We start from the raw sequence: 25,935 nt of genomic DNA, 5'->3' as shown, positions 1-25,935 counted from the left end.
AACCTGATCACTCATAACGCAGAGCCTCCGCTGGCTGGGTACGTGCAGCACGCCAAGCCGGATAAAGGGTGGCTAAAAAACTCAGAAGCAATGCTGCACCACACACCATGAGTACGTCCGGCAGCATCAACTGTGAAGGCAGATAGTCGATGAAATAAACATCCGCATTAAGAAACTGAATACCCAGCACCTGTTCTACCCAGGCGATAAAACGGCTGATATTCAACGCGGCCAGAATACCCAGCACCGCCCCAATCAACGTGCCGAATACACCGATCACCGTACCCTGAACCATAAAGATGGCCATGATCTGCCCCGGCGTGGCGCCTAAGGTACGGAGAATCGCGATGTCGCCCTTCTTATCCGTCACGACCATAACCAACGTGGAGATGATGTTGAATGCCGCCACTGCCACGATCAGCAGTAACAGCAAGCCGATCATGGCCTTTTCCATGCGGATAGCCTGATACAGATTGCCGTGAGTGCGGGTCCAATCGCGAGCATAGTAGTCGCCATTGCCCAACTGCTCAGACAACGCCCACGCCGTGCGCGGGGCTTGGAAAAGGTCGGCAAACTTCAAACGCACGCCCTGAACCTGATCAGGTTTCCAACGTTGCAGACGAGCGATGTCCTGCACGTGGGTCAGGGCCAGATGCCCATCCACCTCACCAGCGCCAACATGGAAGATGCCCACCACAGTGAAACGCTTAAGACGCGGAAACATCCCGCCTGGCGTTACGGTTACTTCCGGCGCAACAAACGTGATCTTGTCGCCTAGGCCAACGCCCAGCTTAGATGCCGCCTTATCCCCCAGCACCATGCCGAATTCACCAGCCTTAAGAGCTTGGAGATTACCCTGTTGGAAGAAGCCATCAATGATCGAGACTTTCGACTCCTCAGCCGGGTCGATTGCGTTAATCAGCACCTTCTGCACTTGCCCGTTGTTACTGAGCAAACCCTGCATCTGGCTAAACGGGGCCACCGCTACAACCTGCGGGTTCTCTTGAACCCGTTGCGCCAAGTTGCGCCAATCACTGATGGGAGTTGGGCTTTCAATCGTGGCATGGGGCACCATGCCGAGGACACGGGTGCGCATTTCGTGGTCGAAGCCGTTCATAACCGACAACACCAGAATCATTACCAGCACGCCCAGCGCCAGCCCGATCATAGAAGTCATGGAAATAAACGAAACAAAATGACTGCGGCGCTTGGCCCGCGTGTAGCGTGTACCAATAAATACAAATAATGGTCTGAACATGTCGGGCTGATTCGCGGGAAAAAGAAACGTCCTTGTGGCAGGGCTGAAAAAGCGGCCGTACACTCTGACCACTACTGTTGCTAAGGATTCGCCATGCCGATGCAAGAAGATATTGATCGCCGCGAATACTATCGTATCGACGACACGATAGCACTGGAATTCACCCAGCTAACGGGTGCAGACGCAGTGTCTGGTGATGAACTTCACGACAGTTCACCACTGTTCAATCTGCTCAGCGACCTGCAACTGATGGAAATTGAATCCCAGCACCTGCTGCGCAGCATCGGCGAACGTGACCGCACCCTGGCCAACTACCTCAAGCTAACCAACAAACGTATTGAGCTATTGGGGCAGGCACTGTCTCAGAGCCTGTTGCGCGATATCGGCCCGGCGCGTGAAGTCAGCATCTCCGAAGCCGGTATCAATTTCTTACACAACAGCCCCGTCCAAGCCAATAGCCATCTGGCGCTGAAAATGATCCTGATGCCTCAGGCACTGGGTCTTCTCTTACGGGCCCGCGTTATTCACTGCCGGCCTGTGGCCAATGAAAAATTTGAACTGGGCCTCGAATTTGAATCGCTGACCGAGGCCCAACGCCAAACCCTTGCACGCCACATCTTGCAGCGCCAGGCGCAAAAGCGCCGCGAGGCATTGAAGCAGCCCAAGTAAGCACAGCATGAGAGCCCCCCTGTTCTCCCTAATATTTCTGCCCGGCCTGACTCTGGCCGGTACCTTGCACATCCCAGTCGGCCAGCAAGGTTCCGACCTGAGCAGCCTACCCACATACGGCGAGAGCAGACGTAGCGTGCTAGAGCGCTTCGGCCTGGCCGATGAGGAACACCCCAGCGTTGGCAATCCGCCCATCACGCGCTGGGACTACCGCGAATTCAGCGTCTACTTCGAGTACGATCACGTCATCAACAGTGTTCGCCATCATTCCAGCCCCAGCCTACTCAAGGAGCAGCAGTGACAGTTATCTACGGACATCGCGGTGCCAAAGGTGAGGTGCCGGAAAATACGTTGGCCAGTTTCCAACAGTGTCTCCAGCACGGCGTACGTCGCTGTGAGCTGGATTTACATCTATCTCGTGACGGCGAGCTAATGGTTATCCACGACCCGACCCTGAAACGTACCACCGGGCGCCGCGGAAAAGTGGTTGAACATGACGCAGATGAGCTGGTGACCTACGACGCCCGCAAAGGCGGTCCGGGTGCACTCACACCGTGCCCGATCCCGCGTTTGGAAGAGCTGTTTCAACAATGCGACTTCGAACACTGGCAGCTTGAAGTGAAAAGCGCCTCGAAAGTTCGATCCGCACGGTTGGTAGAGCAAATCGCGGCACTAACGGCTAAGTACCACTTAGCCGACAAAGTCACCGTCACTTCCAGCTCCCGCGTGGTACTGAGTGCGCTGAAAGAGCTGGCGCCCCATCTTAAGCGGGGCTTGGTGGCTGAATATGCCTGGCTGGACCCGCTCAAAGTGGCGAAAAACTATGGCTGCCATTTGCTGGCCCTGAACTGGACACTCTGCACCCCGGAGCGCTTGCTTAAGGCGCAGAAAAACGGTCTGCATGTATCCGTATGGACGGTAAATGAGCCAGCGCTGATGCGCCGACTAGCTAACTTTGGCGTAGACAGCATCATCACCGACTTCCCAGGTATTGCAGTCGACACTCTCGGCAAAGCGGCCTGCGCATAACCCCACAGCTTCGCACCGACAAAAAAACCGGCTCAATTGAGCCGGTTTCTTTCTTAGGCCGCCTGATCAGAAACTCTCCCGATTAGGCCAACGCCAGTCGCTTGAGTTGCTGAACGGATCCCCCCCGACCGGCTCAGGCCGCCGGCCGGAGTCGCTTAAAAAAGGCGATTCAGGCCATCAAACGCAGCCACACGGTAGGCTTCCGCCATAGTCGGGTAGTTAAACGTGGTGTTGACGAAATACTTCAGGGTATTCAACTCACCCGGCTGGTTCATGATTGCTTGACCGATGTGAACGATCTCCGAGGCCTGATACCCGAAGCAGTGAACACCCAGGATTTCCAAAGTTTCACGATGGAACAGGATCTTCAGCATGCCCACCGGCTCACTGGAAATCTGTGCACGGGCCATACCCTTGAAGAACGCCTTACCCACTTCGTAAGGGATTTTCGCTTGGGTCAATTCACGCTCGTTCTTACCCACCGAGCTAATTTCAGGGATGGTGTAAATACCGGTCGGTACATCATCCACGTAATGCCAGTTGTCGCCTTCACAAATGTTGCCAGAAGCAGAACGCCCTTGGTCGTATGCAGCACTGGCCAGGCTCGGCCAGCCGATAACATCACCCGCTGCGTATACATTCGCGACAGATGTGCGGTAATGCTTGTCGACCTCAATCTGCCCACGGCTGTTAGCCTTGATACCGATGTTTTCCAGGCCCAGCTGATCAGTGTTACCGGTGCGGCCGTTACACCATAGCAAGGCGTCTGCCTTGATCTTCTTTCCCGACTTGAGGTGCAGAATCACACCGTTTTCCAAGCCCTCGATACGCTCATATTCTTCGTTGTGGCGCACCAACACGTTGTTATTACGCAGGTGGTAGCTCAGCGCATCGGAAATTTCATCATCAAGGAAGCTCAGCAGCTGATCACGGTTGTCGATCAGGTCAACCAATACCCCAAGACCACTGAAAATCGAAGCGTACTCAGAGCCAATCACACCGGCCCCGTAAATGATGAGACGGCGCGGAGTGTGGCTGAGAGTCAGAATGGTGTCGCTGTCATAGACGCGTGGGTGAGAGAAGTCCACGTCAGCAGGACGGTATGGACGAGAACCGGTTGCTACAACGATTTGCTTGGCCACCAGTTTTTCGACGGCACCATTGGGGCAAACCACCTCAATGGTGTTTTCATCCGCAAAGCTGCCAGTACCGAAAAACACATCAATGCGGTTACGTGCGTAATAGCCGGTACGCGAGGTAACTTGCTTGGCGATCACCCGCTCAGCACTTTTCAGCACATCAGGAAACGAGAACCAACGCGGCTCGCCAATCTGACGGAACATGGGGTTGGTGTTGAACTGCATGATCTGGCGAACGGAGTGTCGCAGCGCCTTCGACGGAATCGTACCCAGGTGAGTGCAGTTGCCCCCAACCTCACGACGGTTATCCACTACAGCAACCTTGCGCCCGGCCTTGGATGCATTCATTGCCGCACCCTCACCTGCAGGACCGGACCCCAGCACCACTACGTCGTAGTTATAAACCGCCATGATTACTCCTCAGAACGTACCGGAGCCAATGTGTTTTACTCCGGCGAGACCGTCCACGTACTGTAGACGGTTTGATTAATACCAATAAATCACTGCCCCTTGAGCTAAGAATCAGTTAAGACTTGCTCGCGTCATAGGCCAACGCATCCGCATCATTTTGCGGTGCGCTATTAATCTCTTCGCACTTCTCACGGTTACCGCCACAGATCGAGCACTCTTTCTCAATGCCCAAACTGGCGATCCCACCACATGCTCCGGCGATAGGCTTGCGCCCCATCATTACGCCGACAGCCATCATGCCAACAACTATCAGCATGGTTAAAAATGCCATGGCAAATATCATTGCTTATCTCCTTCAGCAAACAGGCGCTCGAATGTGCTGGAGCCTTCTGTGACAAACCCGTCAGCACTGCGAGTCACGAAAAATGCTGCAACGCCAAGTTGCTCAGCAAGCGCCATGCCACGCTCAGTGCCCAGAACCATCAGTGCAGTAGATAACCCATCAGCTCGCAACGTCGAAGGGTCAATTACCGTTACCGCCGCCAGACTGTGGGTAATCGGCGCGCCGGTTGATGGATCAAGCGTATGTGAGTACCGCTTGCCGTTTTCTTCAAAGTAATTGCGATAGTCACCGGAAGTAGACACTCCGTAACCATCCAGTTCAATTATACGTTGAGCTATTCGCTGATCGGTCTGCGGGGCCTCCACCGCAATGCGCCAAGCCTTGCCATCAGGCTTCTTACCGACAGCCTTAAGCTCACCCGTCACCTCAACCAGGGCGCTGCTAATGCCCAGTTCAGCAAATCGTTGAATAATCCGGTCTACGGTATAGCCCGCAGCGATACTGTTGAAGTCGACCTGAACATTGATGTCTTTACACAGCTGGTCGCCTTCACGTCGCAGGTGCTGCATACCGATCAAAGCCTTGGCATTGGCTAGAGCGGCATCATCAGGAACCTTCTCTACGCGTGCTTTGGGGCCGAACCCCCACAGGTTCAGCAATGGTTCAAGGGTCAGATCGAATGCACCATTACTGAGCGCGTTCAATTCACGCCCCGTGTCGATCAGTGTAAACACAGGCGCCGGCATCACTTGGCAAGTGCCTGCTGGCGCATCGTTAAACTGTTCGATTATCGAGTCAGGACGGTAGGTGGACATTTGTTGGTCCACCTCAGCCAGAATGGCTTCGGTTTCCTGCTTGAGTTGCTCAAGAGCAGGCGTTTGACTGCTGCGGACATATTTGATGGTGTAGGTGCTACCCATAGTCGGGCCGGAAAACTCTTCTACACGATCAGAAAAGCCGCAACCCGTTAAGGCTGCCAGCAAGCTGGCAACAATAACGGGTCGAAGGTACACAAAATTCATGCTTAGCCGCCGAAGTCGTCGAGCAGGATATTCTCCTCCTCTACTCCCAAATCGACCAGCATCTTGATCACCGAGGCGTTCATCATGGGTGGGCCGCACATATAGAACTCGCAATCCTCAGGGGCCGGATGGTCTTTGAGGTAGTTCTCGTACAGCACGTTATGGATGAAGCCGGTGTAGCCTGTCCAGTTGTCTTCAGGCAGCGGATCTGACAAAGCCAAGTGCCACTGAAAGTTCGGGTTTTCGGCTTGCAGCTGGTCGAACTCCTCGGTGTAGAAGGCTTCACGCAGCGAACGGGCGCCGTACCAGAAGCTGATCTTACGAGTAGATTTCAGACGCTTAAGCTGATCGAAAATGTGCGAACGCATCGGCGCCATGCCCGCACCACCGCCGATAAAGACCATCTCTGCTTCTGTGTCCTTAGCGAAGAACTCACCAAAGGGACCATACACAGTCACTTTATCGCCCGGCTTCAAGCTAAATACCCAAGAGGACATTTTGCCTGGTGGGACGCTGTCATTGGACGGCGGAGGTGATGCGATGCGGATATTGAACTTAACAATACCCTCTTCTTCCGGGTAGTTCGCCATGGAGTAGGCACGGATCACGGTTTCTTCAACCTTGGATACGTACTTCCACTGGTTAAATTTGTCCCAATCGCCGCGGTACTCTTCCTGAATATCGAAGTCTTTGTAATGCACCTCGTGTGGTGGGCACTCCAGCTGGACATAGCCACCAGCACGGAAGTGAACATTCTCCCCTTCAGGCAAGCGCAGGGTCAGTTCCTTAATGAAGGTGGCCACGTTCGGGTTAGACTCGACCGTGCACTCCCACTTCTTCACGCCAAAAACTTCTTCAGGAACATGAATCTTCATGTCCTGCTTTACTGGCGTTTGGCAAGACAAACGCCAGCCCTCTTTAGCTTCGCGACGATTGAAATGTGACTCCTCGGTAGCGAGCATTTCCCCACCACCGGATTCAACAATGCATTTGCACTGAGCGCAGGTGCCACCACCGCCACACGCTGAAGACAGGAAAATGTCATTGTCAGCCAGAGTCTGCAGCAACTTACCGCCGGCAGCTACAGTGATGGTCTTCTCATCATTGATGACAATACTCACATCGCCGCCACTGACCAACTTGGCCCGGGCAATAAGAATGACCGATACCAGTACCAGCACCATGCCGGTAAATACAGCAATCGGTAAAACCAAATCCATATTCAACATGTCCGCCCCTTACAGTTGCACGCCGGAGAAGGACATGAAGCCCAACGACATCAGGCCAACAGTGATAAAGGTGATGCCGAGGCCACGCAGGCCTGCAGGCACGTCACTGTATTTAAGCTTCTCACGGATCGCGGCCAGCAAGGCAATCGCCAAAGCCCAAGACACGCCCGAGCCCAAGCCATACACCACACTCTCAGTGAAGTTGTAATCCCGCTCAACCATGAACAGCGTGCCACCCATAATGGCGCAGTGCACGGTGATCAGAGGCAGGAAGATACCCAGCGTGTTGTAGAGCGACGGCAGGAACTTATCCAGCGTCAGCTCAAGGATTTGCACCACCGCTGCAATCACGCCAATGTAGCAGATCAGACCGATAAAGCTCAGGTCGACCCCTTCAACGCCAGCCCAAGCCAACGCACCATCCTTAAGGATGTAGTTGAGCACAAGGTTGTTCAGTGGCAGCGTGATGACTTGCACCACAATAACGGTCAGGCCCAGCATGATCGCTGTTTCGACCTTCTTGGAAATCGCCAAGAAGGTGCACATGCCCAGGAAGAATGCCAGCGCCATGTTCTCAACGAACACAGCCCGAACGAAAAGACTCAGGTAATGTTCCATTTAAAAGGCCTCCTTATTCGACACCTGAGGGGCCATGACGTAATCAGGCTTCTCGACCTGCTCTTTCTTCCAACTACGCAGCGCCCATATAAACAGGCCAATCAAGAAGAAAGCAGATGGTGGCAACAGCAACAGACCGTTAGGTACATACCAGCCGCCGTCATTGACGGTCGGCAACACCACATGGCCAAACAGCTTGCCGGCACCGAACAGTTCGCGGATAAAGCCCAGCGCCAGCAACATGGCGCTGTAGCCCAGACCATTACCGATGCCATCGAGGAAAGACATCAGTGGCGGGTTCTGCATGGCAAACGCTTCAGCACGCCCCATCACAATACAGTTAGTGATGATCAGCCCGACAAACACGGAGAGCTGTTTAGACAGCGCATAGGCAAACGCCTTAAGCACCTGATCCACCACGATTACCAGAGACGCGATAATCACCACCTGCACGATCATTCGAATCGCACTGGGAATCTGGCTGCGGATGATCGAGATAAACAGGTTTGAAAAACCCGTCACCAGCGTCAACGCTATGGACATCACCAGCGCAGTGTTCAGATTTGACGTTACCGCCAGCGCCGAGCAAATACCCAGAATTTGCAGACCAATCGGGTTGTTCTGAAAAATTGGGCTCAGCAATACACTTTTGACAGTCGGTTTAGACATTTTTAAGCCTCCCCGGCACGCAGCTTGGCAATGAAGGGACCGAAGCCGTTCTCACCCAGCCAGAAATGCAGCAGGTTGTTCACCCCGTTGGTAGTCAGCGTGGCACCAGCCAAGCCATCAACCTGATAGGCCGCTTCAGGGCTTTGTGCGTCAACATGGCCCTTGACTGCTTGCACGGCAATGGCACCGTCTGCGTCAAAAACCTGCTTACCCGGCCACTGCCCTACCCACTTCGGATTATCGACTTCACCACCCAGGCCCGGCGTTTCACCGTGCTGGTAGAAACCGAAACCGGCAATAGTATTTAAGTCACCCTTCAGTGCGAGGAAGCCATACAGGGTGGACCACAGGCCGTAGCCACGGACCGGCAGAATCAACGTTTCAATCTGCCCAGAGTTTTCAACGACATAGACCGTGGTGAAGCGTTCACGGCGGCGGATTGAGGCCACGTCTTCAGCCCCTTGAAGGGCATCTGACAGAGCTGGGTCCTTGGCTGCAGCCAGCGGATCAAACTGCTCAGCATCGTATGCATCAGTAAATTTACCCGTCTCCAGATCAACAACACGGGCAGAAATTTTCTCCGCATACAGCGCCTGCATTTGGCTCTTGGTCATCTCCGGTGTAACCAGCCCAGCGATACGCAAGATACTTTGCTGCTTATCAAATAGACGGTTCTCTACCTGTACAGGTCGCAACAGAACGGCTGCCGCTGATACCAGTACCGAACACACCAGGCAAACCAAAAATGCGACCAGCAGCGTACGAGGTATGGATTCATGATGTTTAGACATTACGTGCCAGCCTCCGCTTGATATTGGCCTGAACAACAAAATGGTCGATCAGCGGCGCGAACAGGTTGGCAAACAGAATCGCCAGCATCATGCCTTCAGGGAATGCCGGGTTGACCACACGGATCATCACCACCATCACCCCGATCAGTGCACCGAAAATCCATTTGCCGGTGTTGGTCATGGAGGCCGATACCGGATCGGTGGCCATAAAGAACATACCGAACGCAAATCCGCCCATCACAAGGTGCCAGTACCACGGCACTGCGAACAGCGGATTGGTATCCGAACCGACTGAGTTGAACAGCATGCTGGTAGCAATTGTGCCCAACATCACGCCGACCACAATGCGCCACGAAGCGATCTTGGTCATTAGCAGCACCAACCCACCGATCATGATGGCCAGGGTGCTGGTTTCCCCAAGCGAACCTTGCATGGTGCCAATAAATGCATCCATCCAGGTAATGCCGTGGTTAATTACGTTATCGATACCACCCGAAGCCGCCAAGCTCAGCGACGTAGCACCCGCGAAACCATCCACAGTGCTCCACACCAAATCGCCTGACATTTGCGCCGGATAGGCAAAGAACAGGAAGGCACGGCCAGCCAGGGCTGGGTTAAGGAAGTTCTTACCAGTACCGCCGAACACTTCCTTACCAATCACAACACCAAAGCTGATGCCCAGTGCCACCTGCCACAGCGGGATGCTTGGCGGGAGGATCAGGGCGAACAGCACGGAGGTAACGAAGAAGCCTTCGTTCACCTCATGCTTGCGGATAGAAGCGAACAGCACTTCCCAAAAGCCGCCGACAATGAATGTCACGGCATAAACCGGCAGGAAGTACGCAGCGCCCTGAATAAAGTTGTCCCACAGGCTGTTCGGGTCAAACCCGGCCAGAGCACTGATCAGGGTAAAGCGCCAGCCTTCTTGCGCAGCCAGCAAGTCAGGGCTGTTACTGTAAATCAGGTTGGCTTGATAACCGGCGTTCCACATACCAAAGAACATGGCGGGGAACGTACACAGCCACACTGTGATCATCATGCGCTTGAGATCGATACCGTCACGCACGTGGGCAGTGGTCTTCGTTACGCTGCCCGGGCGATAGAAGAAGGTGTCGAATGCCTCATATAAGGCATACCACTTCTCGTATTTGCCGCCCTTTTCGAAGTTGTGCTCGATCTTGTCGAGAAATGCACGGAAACCCATGGCTTAACCTTCCTTTTCAATACGAGCGAGGTTATCCCGCAGAATCGGACCATACTCGTACTTACCGGCGCACACGTAGGTGCACAGCGCCAGATCCTCTTCATCCAGTTCCAGACAGCCCAACTGCTGAGCTACCTCGGTATCCCCGACAATCAGCGCACGCAGCAATTGAGTCGGCAGGATGTCCATCGGCATTACTGCTTCATAGTTGCCGACCGGAACCATGGCGCGAGGGCTACCGTTGGTGCTGGTAGAGAAGGCAAACTTCTTGGCAGACATCAGCTTGGAAATGAAGATGTTCAACACTGAATGCTTGTTCACCCCTGCACGCAGGTAGTGCAGCAACTCCCGCTCGTTACCCTCTGCCAGGCAAGACACCTGCAGGTGGTAACGCCCCAGAAAATCAAAAGCACCGCGGGCTGTACGGCCACCCAGCACGGAACCGGATACCACACGGTTGTTGCCGACGTGCAACTCACCCGCGGTCAGTTCGGAGAGGTTAGCGCCCAGACGGGTACGAACCAGTCGCGGCTGATTGACCACAGGCCCTGCTAGCGCAACCACACGGTCCGTCCAGAGTTGGCCGGTAGTGAACAATTTGCCGACAGCGATTACGTCCTGATAATTAATAGTCCACACGCTTTTGTGCGCATGCACAGGGTCCAGGAAGTGAATATGCGTACCGGCAAGTCCGGCCGGGTGCGGACCGGCGAAGGCCTCTACCTGTACATTGCTGATCTGTTCGCCAGGCAATTGTTTGCCATCGGCCTTACACAGATAAACCTTGGCGAGATTGGCCAACACTTTCAGGCCATTTTCAAAATCAGCTGCGTATTCTGCGATCACTACCGCCGGGTCAGCAGCCAGCGGGTGCGTATCAATAGCGGTAACAAAAATGGAAGACGGCTTGGCGTCTACCGCAGGTACCTTGCTGAACGGGCGGGTGCGCAGTGCTGTCCACAGGCCGGACTGCTGAAGTATTTCGCGCACTTTGGCGTCACCAGCATTGGCCAGTTGTTCGGCTGGCAGATGCTCGAAGGTGACACTCTCCTCCCCTTCCACATCAATGACAACCGATTGCAGTACACGCTTCTCGCCACGATGGATGGCGCTGACGACACCTGCAGCAGGGGCGGTGTACAGCACACCCTCAGATTTTTTATCTGAGAACAGTACTTGACCCAGTTTGACGCGATCACCGACCTGAACGTCCATGGTCGGCTTCATGCCGTGATAGTCGAAGCCTATGACGGCGACGCTGCGCACAGGCTTACCAGCCTCAATACGCTGCACCGGCTCGCCGGTTATGGGCAAGTCAAGCCCACGTTTGATTTTGATCATAGGTCTGCCTAACCACTGATTTATTTAGCTTTTTAGGTTACCGATCGCACCTGTGAAAATTTAAAAGTGCGGCACAGCGTTCGAATCCATCAAACACTGCACAAATAAGTCGGTCGCGGGAAAATCTGTTCAATTATAGAGGCGAGTGCAAACCGCTGGCCACCCAAGACCTTGTTTTTCTTGACCGTTCGGCCACGAGCAACCCCATGATTTGTGTGGCATCAGTCAAAATCACACACCTTTTGTAAAACAAAAGTCTTTATAGACTGTGCAAAATTAAAAACGCCGCCCATAAAAAACGGGAGCCGAGGCTCCCGTTTTTTTATTCACTGCGGCTTAGCGAGGGAAAGCAGGCGGGTTTACACCAGCCATATCTTCCATCACGCGAATAACCTGGCAGCTATAACCGAATTCGTTGTCGTACCACACGTACAGAACAACACGGTTGTCGTTGCAGATAGTCGCTTCAGCATCCACTACACCTGCATGGCGGGAGCCAACGAAGTCAGTGGAAACCACTTCCTGCGATTGTACGAAGTCGATTTGCTTTTGCAGCTCGGAGTGCATGGCCATCTGGCGCAGGTACTCGTTGATCTCTTCGCGAGTGGTAGCCTTCTCAAGGTTCAGGTTGAGGATAGCCATGGACACGTTCGGCGTCGGAACGCGGATTGCGTTACCTGTCAGCTTGCCTTTAAGAACCGGCAGCGCTTTGGCAGCAGCAGTGGCAGCACCGGTCTCGGTGATAACCATGTTCAGTGCAGCGCTACGACCACGACGGCTTCCTTTGTGGAAGTTATCGATCAGGTTCTGGTCGTTGGTGTAGGAGTGAACAGTTTCAACGTGACCGTTGACGATGCCGTACTGATCGTTAACTGCTTTCAGCACCGGCACGATGGCGTTGGTGGTGCAAGAAGCAGCAGAAATGATCTTGTCGTCAGGGCTGATTTCGCTGTGGTTGATGCCGTGAACGATGTTCTTCAGCGCACCTTTGCCAGGAGCGGTCAGAATTACACGATCAACGCCTGGGCACTTCAGGTGCTGACCCAGACCTTCGGCGTCACGCCACTTACCAGTGTTGTCCACCAGCAGCGCATTTTTGATGCCGTACTCGGTGTAATCAACCGAAGACGGATCATTGGAGTAAATCACCTGAATCAGGTTGCCGTTGGCAGTGATGGTGTTGTTGGCTTCATCAATGGTGATGGTGCCGTTGAACTTGCCATGCACGGAGTCACGACGCAGCAGGCTGGCGCGCTTGACCAGATCATTCTCAGCACCTTTACGTACCACGATGGCACGCAGACGCAGGCCGTCACCACCACCGGTTTTCTCGATCAGGATGCGAGCCAGCAGGCGACCGATACGACCAAAGCCGTACAGAACAACGTCGGTGCCTTCACGGGCATCGCCGTTTTGCTTACCGGCAACGTCAGCCAGCTCGTCTTTAACGAACTGCTCAATGCTGCGGCCATTACCTTCAGTCTTGAACTTGCCAACCATCTTACCCAGGTCAACCGAAGCGGAACCCAGCTTCAGTTCACTCATGGTCTTGAGTACCGGGAAGGTGTCATGAACCGACAGTTCGCTGTCGTCATTAAGACGATGGCGTGCGAAACGGTGGGCTTTGAGAATGTCGATAACCGAACGGTTGATCAGACCACGGCCGTAGATCGAGGTGACCACGTTGTTGTTACGGTAAAGCTGGCCAATCATCGGAATCATCGCTTCCGCGAGGGCTTCACGATCAATCCACTCACCGAGACACTGGTCGGGCTTCTGAGTCACGGGCAGTACCTTCCACTTTGTAGGGGCTGAAAAAAAGGGGCTACATTATGACGATGACGGCGCTTTGGAGCAATCCACGACTGTCTTAACTGACACCGCAGTCAATCGCCCGGTACAATCGCCGCTTCGTACCTTCATCGTGAGCCACCTGTGTCCGTACTGCGCCTTCCGTCCCTGCCGGCCAGCGCCGGGAAACAACATTGGGGCAACCTGCCCGGAGCTGCACTGAGCTTGGCAATCGCCGAAGCAGCAAGCAGCGCCAATCGTTTCACCTTGTTACTGACTGCCGACAGCCAGAGTGCAGAGCGGTTGGAACAGGAACTGCGCTTTTTTGCGCCAGAACTTCCTGTACTGCACTTCCCCGACTGGGAAACGCTGCCGTATGACCTGTTTTCGCCACACCAAGACATTATCTCGCTGCGGGTTTCCACGCTTTATCGCCTGCCGGAGCTGAAGCACGGCGTTTTGGTTGTGCCCATCACCACCGCACTACATCGCTTGCCACCCAAACGTTTTTTGCTTGGCAGCAGCCTGGTGATGGAAATTGGCCAGCGTGTTGATGTGGACCAGTTACGCAGCAAACTTGAGGCTGCTGGCTATCGCTGTGTTGATACCGTGTATGAACACGGGGAGTTTGCAGTACGTGGCGCGTTGATTGACATCTACCCAATGGGTAGCAGCGAACCCTATCGCATCGACCTGTTCGACGATGAAGTGGAAACCCTGCGCACCTTCGATCCGGAAACTCAACGTTCCATCGACAAGGTCGAATCCATCAAGCTGCTGCCAGCCCGAGAGTTCCCGCTGGAGAAGAAGGCTGTCACCGACTTCCGCGGCCGTTTCCGCGAGCGTTTTGATGTGGATTTTCGCCGCTGCCCGATCTATCAGGATCTCAGCACCGGTATTACTCCAGCCGGTATCGAGTACTACTTACCGCTGTTCTTCGAAGAAACAGCCACCCTCTTCGACTACCTGCCCGGCGACACACAGGTTTTCTCGCTACCGGGTATTGAAAAGGCTTCAGAGCAGTTTTGGATCGATGCGCGCAGCCGCTATGAAGACCGCAAAGTCGACCCTGAGCGCCCCCTGCTGCCACCAGCCGATATCTTTTTGCCGGTGGAAGACTGCTTTGCCCGTCTGAAGAACTGGCCCCGCGTGGTGATCAGCCAGGACGATATTGAGGCTGGTGTTGGCAACAGCCGCTTTAACGCCCGCCCGCTGCCCGACTTAGCGATTCAAGCCAAAGCAGGCGAACCACTCGCAGCGCTGCGCCGCTTTATTGAGGAATATGCTGGGCGAGTGCTGTTTTGCGCGGAGTCAGCCGGTCGGCGTGAAGTACTGCTGGAATTGCTGGCGCGCCTGAAGCTCAAGCCTAAAGAGTTTGCAGACTGGCCCGCCTTTACGGCCAGCAAAGACCGACTGGGTATCTGCATCGCACCGCTGGATGAAGGCCTATTGCTGGATGATCTGGCCCTGGTTGCAGAAAGCCCGCTGTTTGGTCAGCGCGTGATGCAGCGCCGCCGCCGGGAGAAAACCCGTGACGGTGGCGACAACGTCATCAAAAACCTCACTGAACTGCGCGAAGGTGCACCAGTTGTGCACATCGACCACGGTGTCGGCCGCTACTTGGGCTTGGTAACCATGGAGTTCGACGGCCAGGCCGCTGAATTCCTGGCCCTGCAATACGCGGACGAGGCCAAGCTTTATGTCCCCGTGGCCAGCCTACACCTGATTGCCCGTTACACCGGCAGCGATGACGCACTGGCTCCACTGCATAAGTTAGGCTCAGAAACCTGGCAGAAAGCCAAACGCAAAGCGGCTGAACAAGTTCGCGACGTCGCGGCTGAACTGCTCGACATTTACGCCCGCCGGGCCGCCCGAGAAGGCTATGCCTTCAACGATCCGAAAGCCGACTACGCAACCTTCAGCGCGGGCTTCCCCTTCGAGGAAACTCCCGATCAGCAAGCCGCCATTGATGCCGTGCGCGAAGACATGCTGGCAGCCAAACCAATGGATCGTCTGGTCTGCGGCGATGTGGGCTTCGGCAAGACCGAAGTAGCCATGCGCGCAGCCTTTATTGCTGTGCATGGTGGCAGGCAAGTGGCCGTTCTGGTGCCCACCACCCTACTCGCCCAGCAGCATTACAACAGCTTCCGCGACCGCTTCGCTGACTGGCCGGTGAAAGTGGAAGTCATGAGCCGCTTCAAGAGTGCCAAGGAAGTCAGCGATGCCATGCAGCAGCTGGCTGAAGGAAAAGTGGACATCGTCATCGGCACCCACAAACTGCTGCAAGATGACGTCAAGTTCAGCAATCTTGGCCTGGTCATCATCGACGAAGAACACCGTTTCGGCGTGCGCCAGAAGGAACAGCTTAAGGCGCTGCGCAGTGAAGTGGACATCCTCACCCTGACCGCCACGCCGATTCCGCGCACGCTGAATATGGCGGTTTCCGGCATGCGCGACCTGTCCATCATCGCTACTCCACCGGCACGCCGTCTGTCCGTGCGCACCTTCGTAATGGAGCAGCACAACAACGTCATTAAAGAGGCACTGCTGCGTGAACTGCTGCGCGGCGGTCAGGTGTATTACCTGCACAACGATGTTAAAACCATCGAGAAATGCGCCGCAGACCTAGCTGAACTGGTGCCGGAAGCCCGCATCGGCATCGGCCACGGGCAAATGCGTGAACGCGAGCTAGAACAAGTAATGGGAGACTTCTACCACAAGCGCTTTAATGTGCTGGTAGCCTCAACCATTATTGAAACCGGTATCGACGTACCCAGCGCTAACACCATCATCATCGAACGGGCCGACAAGTTCGGCCTGGCCCAGTTGCACCAGCTTCGCGGACGCGTTGGCCGCAGCCACCATCAGGCTTATTGCTACCTGCTGACGCCTGCGCGCAAATCCATGACCGACGATGCCCAGAAACGCCTGGAGGCCATTTCCGGGGCGCAGGATCTCGGCGCCGGCTTTACCCTCGCGACACACGATTTGGAAATCCGTGGTGCAGGTGAATTGCTCGGGGATGGCCAGAGCGGCCAGATCCAGGCAGTCGGCTTTACCCTGTATATGGAAATGCTGGAACGGGCAGTCAAATCCATTCGCAAAGGCGAGCAACCCAACCTTGAACAACCGCTAGGTGGTGGGCCCGAGATCAATCTGCGCGTACCAGCGCTGATCCCTGAGGATTACCTGCCCGACGTTCATGCGCGCCTCATTCTGTACAAGCGCATCGCCAATGCCAGCGACGATGAAGGTCTGAAAGAGCTTCAGGTGGAAATGATCGACCGCTTCGGTCTGCTGCCAGATGCAACCAAGAACCTGATTCGCCTGACGCTACTGAAACTGCAGGCTGAAAAACTGGGCATCACCAAAGTCGATGCAGGCCCGCAAGGCGGCCGTGTTGAGTTTGCGGCGGATACCTGCGTAGATCCGCTGACGTTGATCAAATTGATCCAGAGCGCGCCGAACCGCTACAAATTTGAGGGTGCGACACTCTTCAAATTCCAAGTGCCGATGGAGCGCGCCGAGGAACGTTTCAATACAATTGAGGCCTTGTTTGAACGCCTCACCCCGTCAACCTAAGGATTGCTTCATGCGTGCATTACGTTCACTGGCTTTGCTCGTACTTCCCCTACTGTGCCTGTTCAGCGTAACTACAGTTCATGCTGAAGGCCTGTACTTGGTCGAAACTATTGTGTTCCGCCAATCAGGCCAGGTTATCCCGAGCACCCAGCAAGTGCCGGATGATTGGATGGGCAGCGCTCGCATGTTTGACAGCAGCATCAGCCGCGTGTCCACGCTTAACGATGAGGCCAGCAAACTGACTCCGGAAAACGGCTATGAGATTCTGCTGCACAAGGCCTGGGAGCAATCCATCAGCTCTGCAGATACCAGCATTGCTATCACTGAAGGACAAGGCCAGTTTGGGCACTTTCCCGTACAGGGCACTATCACTCTGCGGGAGAAGCGGCCTGTTGAGCTGAGCACGGATATTTGGATCAACCGCTTCGATGATCACGGCTCCATCACTGAAAGTGAGCGCCTTAAACAAACATCACGCCTGAGCGTAGGGGAGCTGACCTATCTGGATGGCGGTGGTATCGGCATGTTAATTCGCGTACGAGCGCTTTAAGCGCATGAAGCAAATGGCCGCATAGCGGCCCTTTTTGTTCTCACGCTGAAGCCAGAAACTCAACCACCTGCTCAGCAGCAAACGGCCAGTTCAGCTCTGCACCGTTATCCAGCCTGCGCAAAACTGGAATACGCACGCCGTACGCCTCGACCCATTGTTCCTGTTCAGCAATATCAATCAACTCGACCAGCAAACCGCGCTCAACAAAAGGCATGAGAACCCCTTCAGCCACTTCACAGAGGTGGCAACCAAGGGTTCCGAACAATTGGCATTCAGGGAACATCTGCATACATCCAGAATATAGCGGAGGCGCAGTTTATCACTGCGCCAAACCACCTGCGCCGGTTAGAGCAGCTTAGGCAGTCCTTGTAGCAGGCGCTGGTTCAGCTGATCCGCTTTATCCAACAATTCACTGCTAAAACGTTCATCCAGCGAGAAGCCACCTTTGAGCATGTCGAGTAAGCTAGCCGGAGCTTCATCTTTGGCTACAACCTGCTCAGTGGTTTTCAGTGCATCGAGCAGTGACTGTGCGTAATCACTCAACCAGCTATTGACCGCACTGGCTGCCTGGCCGCCTTCCTGAGCAACAGCGCTGTAGGCATCGGTGGCCTGGCGAATACTGGTCTGGGTCAAACGCAAGCTCATTGATGCGAGCTGCTCGCCATCCATCTTCAATGTCATCGCGCGGTCGAAGGCTCCAGACAGATCACCTGCATAGAATTTGTCGGAAAGGTCCTGCACCTGAGTAAAGAGCTTTTCCAACGCCGCGACTTCTTCGTCGTCCAGCTCTCCATCAACTTCAACCTGCCATGCACCGATCTGAATGCTTCCAGATTGACTGCTCGAAGCAGCCATTGTGGTAGAGCCATTGCTGCTGATCGCAGCACTTTTCTGCGACCAATTTGCAGAGGCCTGCGCCACGGAAATGCGCAACCGATCACCATCACGGGTGGTGATGGCCAGATCGAATGTCTCGGCCTGCGCAGTAAAACGCTCGCTATAGGCCGCCGCACTCAGGCTGGTGGTGGTAGCAGCAGGCGCTGGCGCAATCTGTTTAGCCAGATCCCCCAGACCCTCTTGGATTTTCTGGTAGGTGGTGTCGATATTTTCAGCAATCTTGCCTTGCAGGGCCCCCATGCCATCGAGAATTTTGCGGGCATCAGCGAAGCCCTTCTCAATCCCCGCACGCGCCTGGTCCAGCAAACCTTGCAATTGAGTCGTATCGGCACCAGCAGCCTTCTCGCTTTGCAAACGCTGGCTTACAAACCCAAGCACTCGATCAGCAACTTTTTCTGGCGTGTAGTCATCAGCTCGTGAGGCCAGAGCCGCCTGACCGATCCCAAGCCGCTCGCTCAGACGATTGGCCAGCGTAGCCTGAGCATCAGCTGTATTGGATGCTGAGTTCTGAAAGTTAGGTGTCGGCAGGCGATGCGTTGCTGACGTAAAACTGGCCAGTGGGGTCATGACTATGCACCTGAATCGGGTATTCGCCTGTTTAACGGCAGCCCGTGAGAAATCTTTAGCATCCACTTGGCACCAAGTGACCAATGGACCTTGTCACTCCCCGTCAACGATCTGACGAGTGACATTAAGCACATTTCTAGAAGCCCCCCATACTCAGAAGTCGCACTTAAGTGCGATGCAATTGGTGAACATTCGTCCCTGTTTACAGTCGAACTTCACACCACACATGGAAGAGGAAGAAACAATGCCCCGCAAGTCCGCATCATCTGCAACTGACTCGCAAAATCAACTGATTGAGCAATTCCAGTCACTCGTGGCCGACACTGAAAAACTGCTGCAGGAGTCCGCCGACCTGGCTGGCGACCAAGCCGAGGGCCTGCGCGAACAGCTTCGCAACAGCCTTGGTAAGGCCCGTGACGCCTTAAAAGGCACGGAGGAATCGTTGAAAGAACGCGGCAAGGCCGCTATTGACGCTACTGAAGGCTATGTTCAGAGCAACCCATGGCAAACCATCGGCATTGCAGCTGCAATCGGCGTACTGATTGGCCTGTTGATCGGCCGCCGCTAAGGGAACGTCATGGAAGCAACAAAGCCCACCACTGAACGTAATCGTGGTAATTCGCCTCGCCGGTTTGCCAGCGCATTGTTGGGACTGTTGCAAGGCCATGTCGCCCTATTTGCCGAAGAACTCAAGGAGCAGCAAAGCAACACTGTCACCCTGCTGATTCTCACCGGCCTGGGCCTTTTGTTCGCCTTGCTGCTCATTTTCGGCCTGTCCGCCGCCCTGCTGATTGCCTTTTGGGACGAGCACCGCTTACTGGTCATATCCCTGCTGTGTGTTTTTTATGCGCTAGGGCTGATCAGTTGTGTCGGCATTCTGCTTACACGTCTGCGCAATGCCCCCACTCCTTTTAGCGCAAGCCTCGAAGAGCTTGCCCGCGACCGGGAGCAATTATTGCCATGAAGCCGACCGAACTACCTGCGAAAGCTTCACGTCGTGAATTGCGTAAATCAGTGATACGCATGCAGCTTGAGCTTCACCGACACGAAATGCGCCATGAAGCCATTGTTATGATGGAGCCCTTACGCAAGATGCAGGGACTACGGGGCAGCATCGGTAATACCCTGAAAGGAGGCCCTGCTCCCTTATGGCTGACGGGAGGAGTCTTACTCTTTACCGCCCTCGGACGAAAACGCCGAGGATGGCGACAGGTTTTGCGCTTGGCACTTATTGCGCTGCCCTTGCTGCGGCGCAAAATAAAAGGTTGAGTCCATCGATTATTGCCGGCTTTGACAAGTCGGCATCTTGCATCCGCCCTCTATAACCCCGAAGCTAGCGGACATTGGCCTGCAATGGCGAGGATCAGCTTTGGATTGGCACTCACTGCTTAACCGTGAACGACTCGGCAAACCCACTCATAGCGCTGCCGAGCTAGGACGCACTCCTTTTCACAAAGACCACGACCGCATCATCTTCTCCGGCGCATTTCGCCGTCTGGGCCGCAAAACCCAGGTTCATCCCGTGTCCAGTAATGACCATATTCACACACGCCTCACCCACTCACTGGAAGTGGGCTGTGTCGGCCGCTCACTGGGCATGCGCGTTGGCGAAATGATCCGCGATTCATTACCCGAGTGGTGCGAGCCTAGTGATCTAGGTGTAGTCGTACAGTCCGCCTGTCTCGCCCACGACATCGGCAACCCGCCGTTTGGTCACTCCGGCGAGGATGCTATCCGCCACTGGTTTCATCAGGCCGCCCAACGGGGCTGGCTGGATGACATGCGCGACAGTGAACGTAACGACTTCCTTAACTTTGAAGGCAACGCCCAAGGCTTTCGTGTGCTTACACAACTGGAGTACCACCAGTTCGATGGCGGGACACGATTGACCTATGCAACCCTGGGTAGCTATCTGAAATACCCTTGGACAGCCCGCCACGCCGAGGCCCTAGGCTATAAAAAACACAAATTTGGCTGTTACCAGAATGAACTGCCCCTTTTGACCCAGATCGCCAACAAACTGGGCTTACCACAGCTTGAGAACGAGCGTTGGGCACGCCACCCACTGGTCTATCTTATGGAGGCGGCAGACGATATCTGCTATGGCCTGATCGACCTCGAAGATGGACTCGAAATGGAGCTGTTGACCTACAGTGAAGTCGAGGCGCTGCTCTTGGATCTAGTCGGTGATGACCTGCCAGATACCTACCGGCAATTGGGTCCAAACGATTCCAGAAGGCGCAAGCTGGCCATTCTTCGTGGTAAGGCCATCGAGCACCTGACTAACGCCGCTGCGCAGGCTTTTGTCGAGCAACAACAACGGTTACTTGCGGGCAGCCTGCCTGGTGACCTAGTCGAACATATGCACGGTACCGCTAAACACTGCGTACAAAGCGCTAAGGACATGGCCCGCCAGAAAATATTTCAGGACAAGCGCAAAACCCTGCATGAAATTGGCGCCTACACGACCCTCGAAATTCTGCTCAATGCTTTCTGCGGAGCGGCTCTGGAACAGCATGGCGGACACTCACCTTCATTCAAAAACCGACGTATTCTTGATCTGTTGGGCAATAACGCCCCCGATCCGAACAGCTCTCTTTACCACTCATTCCTGCGGATTATAGATTTCATCGCGGGGATGACAGACAGCTACGCGACTGAAATGGCCCGTGAAATGACAGGCCGCTCGAGCCCAGTCTGATGCGATGAAACGTACACTGAGACCGCTTACCAACTGGCACGCCAGGCCTCTCGCCTGGGGCCCCGCGTTTATTGCAGGGATAGGCTGCGGTTTGCCGCTGTTGTTGGGGTTATTCAGTTTTCATCCCGGTTTTCTATGGGCTGCCCTAGGGGCGTTCCAGGCCTCACAAGCCAATCCGCTGCACCGTTTAGGCATGTTACGCATGCTGATGTTCTGTGTTTTGGGTGCTTGCAGTACCGGCCTGGGTTTCTGGGTAGTAGAACAGCACACCTACAGTCTGCTGATTTTCGCCGCATTCGGATTGCTGCTGGCCTGGCTACAGCGTTTTGGAAAAGAGTCGGCCAAGCTGGGAATGGGACTTGCCTTATGCCTTTGCCTAGGACAGGGACAGCAAGGGGTAAGCAACCTCAACAACCCCTACGCCGTTGCTATGTTGTTTATCCTCGGCGGACTCTGGGTCATGTTGTTGGCCTTTTTTCTGCGAGGCTTACATGGCCTGCGCATGTGGCCCCACATCCCCCGTCTGAGGAGCATGCTGAGAGTCCTGCGGCAACACGCCAGACACCTGCCTCAACGCAAATGGCGCCTGCATGCTTTGGGTTGCATACTGGCCCTGGCTCTATCGGGGCTGGTCGTCAATCTGGCTAACCTGCATCGTGGGTACTGGCTAACCATCACTGTACTGATCTCCCTGCAATTAGAGTTCAAAGGGAGTTTGGTTCGCGCCGTGCAATCCTCGCTCGCCAGCCTTATCGCTGCAGGTTTGCTGATTTTGCTTGGATACAGTCTGCAAAGTCCGGTGGTAATGGTGAGCCTGCTACTGCCCCTGATCATGCTTTGCCGCGCCTTGCAGGCAAACCACTATGGGCTGTTCGTGGCGCAGACAACTATCTGTTTTGTCCTGCTGGCAGAAAGCTTGTCACTGGACTGGCAACTGCCTGCAATACGACTGTTCAACAGCTTGCTTGGCGTTGCCATCGGCTTGATGATTTCTCTCCTCGTTTATGGCCTTGAGCGTTGGATTAAGCAGCGCCGCAGTCCCGTTAGCCCTCCCCTCATAGACCCGTAACTACTTAAAAGGCCTGGGCCTACCTCCAGCAAAAACTCCAACTTTCACTATGCTTCTGACATACCTATCAGTACCAGGGTGTCAAATGCATAGCAAGCCAGAACCTGCCAAACGGCGATTTGCCCTGCATATCCACATCAGCCTGTTGTTCAGCCTCTTATTACTAGGGTCTGGGGCCATCCTCGGCATATTTAATTACCAGCAAACCAGCAAGATCATTCTGGACAGCAGCAGCAAACTGTTTGAACAGATGAGCAACAACGTAGAGGCTGACCTCAAGGGCACCTACCAGCCAATCCGTTTTATGCTCAACCTGCTGGCACGTAATGAGCAACTGAACAGACGTGACCGGCATACGCGAATGGTCATGCTCCCTCTCTTTGTCCAAGCCCTGGTCGACAACCCCCGCCTGACATCAATTTATGTGGGTTACCCAGACGGCAGCTTTTACATGGTTCGCGCCCTTCGTAATCAGCAGACGCGCGACATTTTCTATGCACCGCCTGAGGCTGCCTACCAGATATGGAGCATCGACCGGATCAGTGAACGCCGTGCTGACTCTGAGTTCCTCTACATTGATGCTGACATGCATCCCATTAGCCGCAGACAGAACCTGCGCGACCCTTACGACCCACGCACCCGCCCCTGGTACAGCAATGCGTTGCAGTCGGATACTCATTACACGACTGCGCCCTACAGTTTCTTTTCCACGAAAGAAATCGGAACCACCATTGCCCTGGCAAATTCCAACCAGGTTGTTGTTGCTGCAGACCTGACCTTAGCCGATCTATCTGCCACCCTCGCCAACCACGCCATAACGCCATCGACAGAAATGGTTCTGTACAGCCCAGACGGTCTTGCCGTGGCCTTCCCAGACATCTCCCGTTTGATCAAGCCTGGCAATGAGCAACAACGCACCCACATTTCTGAACTCAGCCCAGTTCTGAATGAGTTTCTCAAACTGAACGTGGATGAAAGTACACCGGTTAGCAGCCTGATGCTGAACAAGGAGCGTTGGCAGGCATCCTACGCCAAACTCACTGAGGGAGGCCCGGACGGCCTAAGGCTCTTGGTTATGACTCCAGAGAAGGAGCTACTGGAGGACGCTTATCGCATCCGCTGGCAGTCTGCCGCACTCAGCTTACTCATCCTACTTCTATGCATTCCTCTGGCCTGGTTGCTGTCCCACGTACTGGCCAAATCATTACGCATCCTTGTCGGAGAGGCAGAGGCCGTACGGCGTTTCGACTTCAGCTATCCGGCGAGTGGTCGCAGCTTTGTTAAAGAGGTGGATCAACTGGCTGTTTCGATGAAGCACATGAAGGAAACCCTTTCCAGCTTCCTCGACATCACCGCCAGCCTGTCTGCAGAAACCCGTTTTGACTCGCTACTAAACAGAGTCCTGCGCGAGACCGTGGGTTTGAGCGACGCTAGTGCAGGCCTTATATACCTGCTCAATGAGGGGCGTCTGGAACCTAACGGGCTGTTCATCGACAACGAGCAGCATGCTCTCGATGCCCAAAATCTAACCAGCTTCGACCTCAATGACAGTGCCACACCCTACATCCTCAAACATGTTGCAACTGGCGGAGCTAGCATCACCGAAACACTGGATCACTCACAGAACAAAGGGTTTCAAAGCCTGCTGCAAACGCTCGACTGCAACAACGTTGACCTCGTCTGCACCGGGTTGCACAACCGCCAAGGTGAAACGCTCGGCGTGCTTCTGCTTCTGCATCGTAACGACGGCAAAGATGACAACCTGGCCATGCTGCGTCCCGAACGCATCGCGTTTGTCGAAGCCGTGTCTGGCGTAGCCGCGCTGTGCATCGCCAGCCAACGTCTTCTTGAGCAACAGAAACAACTACTGGATGCCTTTATTCAACTGCTTGCTGGAGCCATCGATGCCAAAAGCCCTTACACAGGCGGCCACTGCCAACGAGTACCGGAAATTACTCTGTTGCTGGCCCGTGCCGCGGCTGAAAGTAACGATCAAGCGTTTCGCGATTACCAGCCTAGCGCAGAGGACTGGGATGCGCTGCATATAGCAGCCTGGCTACATGACTGCGGAAAAATCACGACTCCCGAGTTCGTGGTGGATAAAGCCACCAAACTCGAGACGCTCTACGATCGGCTGCATGAAATCCGTATGCGCTTCGAAGTGCTTAAGCGCGATGCCTGGATTGAGTACTGGCAAGGTATCGCCAAGGGCTCAGATCCAGGAAGCCTTGCACAGATTCGGGATGCTTTACTCGCCGTACTTGATGAAGAGTTCGCCTTTGTCGCGCAATGCAATTTAGGCAGCGAGGCGATGAGTGATGCTGATCTGGAACGGCTTAAGCAGATCGGCCGTCGAACTTGGAGCCGGACACTGGATAACCGAATCGGGTTGTCTTGGGAGGAAAATCAACGTCAATCCCGAACACCTGTACTCAGCCTGCCTGTACAAGAAATGCTACTGGACGACAAACCAGAACATCTCTTTGAACGACCTGCCAGCGAGAAAATGGAAGCCAACAATCCCTTCGGATTCAAGATGGAAGAGCCACGCTATAAGTACAATCGTGGCGAACTCTATAACCTGAGTATCCGGCGCGGCACACTCACTGATGAAGAGCGATACATCATCAACGGGCACATGCTGCAAACCATACGCATGCTTAAGTTACTCCCCTTCCCTCCCCACCTCAGCAACGTGGCAGAAATTGCCGGAGGGCACCATGAGAAAATGAATGGGACGGGCTATCCCAAAAAACTTAAACGCGAAGAAATGAGTCTGCCTGCCAGAATGATGGCCATCGCTGATATTTTCGAAGCACTGACAGCAATTGACCGTCCTTATAAAAAAGGCAAACGCCTTTCAGAGTCGCTGAGCATCATGGCAGACATGTGCCTCAATCAGCACATAGATGCCGATCTGTTTAAACTATTTATTCAGGAGCAAATTTATCTGCAATACGCTACGCGCTTCTTGCAAGCGCAGCAGATTGATGCAGTAGACGCTAAGGCTATTCTGAGCAAAGCGGGCCTGAACTGACTCAGGCGAAGGGAAATA

Annotated in this window: 24 protein-coding genes; 11 read left to right on the top strand and 13 right to left on the bottom strand. The window is 54.5% G+C overall.

The window, feature by feature from the left end:
- Positions 1 to 7: 7 nt before the first annotated feature.
- The gene (locus WG219_07975) at positions 8 to 1,258 is read right to left on the bottom strand and encodes a lipoprotein-releasing ABC transporter permease subunit (protein ID WXL27381.1); all 1,251 of its coding nucleotides are present in this window, start codon (positions 1,256 to 1,258) and stop codon (positions 8 to 10) included.
- 93 nt (positions 1,259 to 1,351) lie between these two features.
- On the opposite strand from WG219_07975, the gene WG219_07970 reads away from it, so the two are divergent.
- From WG219_07970 to WG219_07960, 3 genes are read left to right on the top strand one after another with little or no spacing between them, the layout of a single operon-like run.
- Positions 1,352 to 1,927 (top strand): PilZ domain-containing protein, encoded by a 576-nt coding sequence (locus WG219_07970; protein WXL27380.1) that lies wholly within the window; start codon positions 1,352 to 1,354, stop codon positions 1,925 to 1,927.
- A gap of 7 nt (positions 1,928 to 1,934) precedes the next feature.
- Positions 1,935 to 2,228 (top strand): phosphodiesterase, encoded by a 294-nt coding sequence (locus tag WG219_07965; GenBank protein ID WXL27379.1) that lies wholly within the window; start codon positions 1,935 to 1,937, stop codon positions 2,226 to 2,228.
- Entirely contained in the window at positions 2,225 to 2,956 is a 732-nt protein-coding gene (locus WG219_07960; protein ID WXL27378.1) for a glycerophosphodiester phosphodiesterase, read from the top strand. The genes WG219_07965 and WG219_07960 overlap by 4 nt, the downstream gene beginning before the upstream one ends.
- Before the next feature lie 155 nt (positions 2,957 to 3,111).
- On the opposite strand, the gene sthA is transcribed toward WG219_07960, so the two are convergent.
- From sthA to WG219_07910, 10 genes are all read right to left on the bottom strand, one after another.
- On the bottom strand, positions 3,112 to 4,506 hold the full coding sequence (gene sthA, locus WG219_07955) for a Si-specific NAD(P)(+) transhydrogenase (protein WXL27377.1): 1,395 nt from the start codon (positions 4,504 to 4,506) through the stop codon (positions 3,112 to 3,114).
- A 115-nt stretch (positions 4,507 to 4,621) separates the two neighbouring features.
- On the bottom strand, positions 4,622 to 4,849 hold the full coding sequence (nqrM, locus tag WG219_07950; protein WXL27376.1) for a (Na+)-NQR maturation NqrM: 228 nt from the start codon (positions 4,847 to 4,849) through the stop codon (positions 4,622 to 4,624).
- The gene (locus tag WG219_07945; GenBank protein ID WXL27375.1) at positions 4,846 to 5,871 is read right to left on the bottom strand and encodes an FAD:protein FMN transferase; all 1,026 of its coding nucleotides are present in this window, start codon (positions 5,869 to 5,871) and stop codon (positions 4,846 to 4,848) included. Before WG219_07945 ends, nqrM begins: the two co-directional genes overlap by 4 nt.
- A gap of 2 nt (positions 5,872 to 5,873) precedes the next feature.
- The gene (gene nqrF / locus WG219_07940) at positions 5,874 to 7,100 is read right to left on the bottom strand and encodes an NADH:ubiquinone reductase (Na(+)-transporting) subunit F (GenBank protein WXL27374.1); all 1,227 of its coding nucleotides are present in this window, start codon (positions 7,098 to 7,100) and stop codon (positions 5,874 to 5,876) included.
- A gap of 9 nt (positions 7,101 to 7,109) precedes the next feature.
- Entirely contained in the window at positions 7,110 to 7,718 is a 609-nt protein-coding gene (nqrE, locus tag WG219_07935; protein WXL27373.1) for an NADH:ubiquinone reductase (Na(+)-transporting) subunit E, read from the bottom strand.
- The gene (locus WG219_07930) at positions 7,719 to 8,387 is read right to left on the bottom strand and encodes an NADH:ubiquinone reductase (Na(+)-transporting) subunit D (protein ID WXL27372.1); all 669 of its coding nucleotides are present in this window, start codon (positions 8,385 to 8,387) and stop codon (positions 7,719 to 7,721) included.
- Positions 8,388 to 8,389: 2 nt separating this feature from the next.
- Complete coding sequence (locus tag WG219_07925) at positions 8,390 to 9,178, bottom strand: Na(+)-translocating NADH-quinone reductase subunit C (GenBank protein ID WXL27371.1); 789 nt, start codon at positions 9,176 to 9,178, stop codon at positions 8,390 to 8,392.
- Positions 9,171 to 10,382, bottom strand: a complete 1,212-nt coding sequence (locus tag WG219_07920; protein WXL27370.1) for an NADH:ubiquinone reductase (Na(+)-transporting) subunit B — start codon at positions 10,380 to 10,382, stop codon at positions 9,171 to 9,173. The genes WG219_07925 and WG219_07920 overlap by 8 nt, the downstream gene beginning before the upstream one ends.
- A 3-nt stretch (positions 10,383 to 10,385) precedes the next feature.
- A complete protein-coding gene (locus WG219_07915) occupies positions 10,386 to 11,723 on the bottom strand; it encodes a Na(+)-translocating NADH-quinone reductase subunit A (GenBank protein ID WXL27369.1) in 1,338 nt (445 codons plus the stop codon).
- A gap of 336 nt (positions 11,724 to 12,059) precedes the next feature.
- Positions 12,060 to 13,508, bottom strand: coding sequence for a glyceraldehyde-3-phosphate dehydrogenase (locus WG219_07910; protein WXL27368.1), 1,449 nt, complete (start codon positions 13,506 to 13,508; stop codon positions 12,060 to 12,062).
- A gap of 150 nt (positions 13,509 to 13,658) precedes the next feature.
- Between WG219_07910 and mfd the strand changes: the two genes are divergently transcribed.
- Together mfd and WG219_07900 are read left to right on the top strand one after the other, a co-directional pair.
- A complete protein-coding gene (mfd, locus tag WG219_07905) occupies positions 13,659 to 17,096 on the top strand; it encodes a transcription-repair coupling factor (GenBank protein WXL27367.1) in 3,438 nt (1,145 codons plus the stop codon).
- Positions 17,097 to 17,106: 10 nt separating this feature from the next.
- On the top strand, positions 17,107 to 17,646 hold the full coding sequence (locus tag WG219_07900; protein ID WXL27366.1) for a CsiV family protein: 540 nt from the start codon (positions 17,107 to 17,109) through the stop codon (positions 17,644 to 17,646).
- 40 nt (positions 17,647 to 17,686) lie between these two features.
- On the opposite strand, the gene WG219_07895 is transcribed toward WG219_07900, so the two are convergent.
- Both WG219_07895 and WG219_07890 read right to left on the bottom strand, forming a co-directional pair.
- Entirely contained in the window at positions 17,687 to 17,929 is a 243-nt protein-coding gene (locus WG219_07895; protein WXL27365.1) for a glutaredoxin family protein, read from the bottom strand.
- A 62-nt stretch (positions 17,930 to 17,991) separates the two neighbouring features.
- A complete protein-coding gene (locus tag WG219_07890; protein ID WXL27364.1) occupies positions 17,992 to 19,110 on the bottom strand; it encodes a DUF5610 domain-containing protein in 1,119 nt (372 codons plus the stop codon).
- Between the two features lie 244 nt (positions 19,111 to 19,354).
- Here WG219_07890 and WG219_07885 point away from each other — a divergent pair, with 244 nt between their 5' ends.
- The 6 genes from WG219_07885 (at position 19,355) to WG219_07860 (ending at position 25,917) form a co-directional block, all read left to right on the top strand.
- A complete protein-coding gene (locus tag WG219_07885) occupies positions 19,355 to 19,678 on the top strand; it encodes a YqjD family protein (protein ID WXL27363.1) in 324 nt (107 codons plus the stop codon).
- 9 nt (positions 19,679 to 19,687) lie between these two features.
- A complete protein-coding gene (locus WG219_07880; GenBank protein ID WXL27362.1) occupies positions 19,688 to 20,074 on the top strand; it encodes a phage holin family protein in 387 nt (128 codons plus the stop codon).
- Complete coding sequence (locus WG219_07875; protein WXL27361.1) at positions 20,071 to 20,379, top strand: hypothetical protein; 309 nt, start codon at positions 20,071 to 20,073, stop codon at positions 20,377 to 20,379. The genes WG219_07880 and WG219_07875 overlap by 4 nt, the downstream gene beginning before the upstream one ends.
- A gap of 100 nt (positions 20,380 to 20,479) precedes the next feature.
- Positions 20,480 to 21,811, top strand: coding sequence for a deoxyguanosinetriphosphate triphosphohydrolase (locus WG219_07870; GenBank protein WXL27360.1), 1,332 nt, complete (start codon positions 20,480 to 20,482; stop codon positions 21,809 to 21,811).
- Between the two features lie 4 nt (positions 21,812 to 21,815).
- Complete coding sequence (locus WG219_07865; GenBank protein WXL27359.1) at positions 21,816 to 22,880, top strand: FUSC family protein; 1,065 nt, start codon at positions 21,816 to 21,818, stop codon at positions 22,878 to 22,880.
- A gap of 85 nt (positions 22,881 to 22,965) precedes the next feature.
- A complete protein-coding gene (locus WG219_07860) occupies positions 22,966 to 25,917 on the top strand; it encodes an HD domain-containing phosphohydrolase (protein WXL27358.1) in 2,952 nt (983 codons plus the stop codon).
- Positions 25,918 to 25,935 lie beyond the last annotated feature (18 nt).

Source organism: Pseudomonas mendocina (assembly GCA_037482215.1).
Lineage (GTDB): Bacteria > Pseudomonadota > Gammaproteobacteria > Pseudomonadales > Pseudomonadaceae > Aquipseudomonas > Aquipseudomonas mendocina_E.
This window is presented reverse-complemented; position numbering and strand designations above follow the sequence as displayed.